At 40.7% G+C, this 607-nt stretch carries 1 protein-coding gene; it reads right to left on the bottom strand.

From position 1 onward, the window contains the following. Nucleotides 1-44: 44 nt before the first annotated feature. On the bottom strand, nt 45-607 hold a 563-nt coding region (locus ACFIKU_RS10205), incomplete at its 5' end, for a lambda exonuclease family protein (RefSeq protein ID WP_375657443.1).

Here is a 607-nt window from a genome sequence, read left to right as displayed (position 1 = left end):
GGGGGTGCTTGTAGATATGCGGGGAACAAAACACCCCCATAGGTTTAAGCAGCTTTTGTTGAGAGTTGTTTTATCTCTCGTTCTATCTCTGCTAAAAAGGCTTCAACCGCTTGATTGATCTGTTCAATTTGTTGATCATCACGGAGAACACGCTTGACTTTCATGCGCAAGTGAAAGGATTCTCCTGCAAAACGTGGGTCATAACTTACGAAATCACACCACTTTCGTTCTGTACAAGCCATTTGGAATTGCATTTGTGCGTGATATTCTGGTTTGATTTCGTCACTTATACAAAAACGCGTATGTGTTATTGATCTCGGACATTTGACTTCGATTAAACCGTCTTCTCCAATGAGACCATCAGGGCTAGCCCCCGCCATTTGGATTGTGGGGTGTTGGATAAAACCGCATTTTGTTATATCGGCATCATAAATGAAGCTATATTCTCTCAAGGCGTCTTCTTCATGTTCAATACCCCAACGCATATCTTCAGTTTCATAATAGGGGCTTGTTTCTCTTGTTAAGCGCTCTGTTATGAGTTTGATTTTGTAGTCTTCATATTTGCTTGTAGGCAATCCTTTTGTAGTTTTACTGAGTATGTTGTAAA

Source organism: Bartonella sp. CM120XJJH (genome assembly GCF_042194715.1).
Classification (GTDB): domain Bacteria; phylum Pseudomonadota; class Alphaproteobacteria; order Rhizobiales; family Rhizobiaceae; genus Bartonella.
The sequence above is the reverse complement of the archived record's forward strand: the minus strand, read 5'-3'. Positions and strand labels throughout refer to the sequence as shown.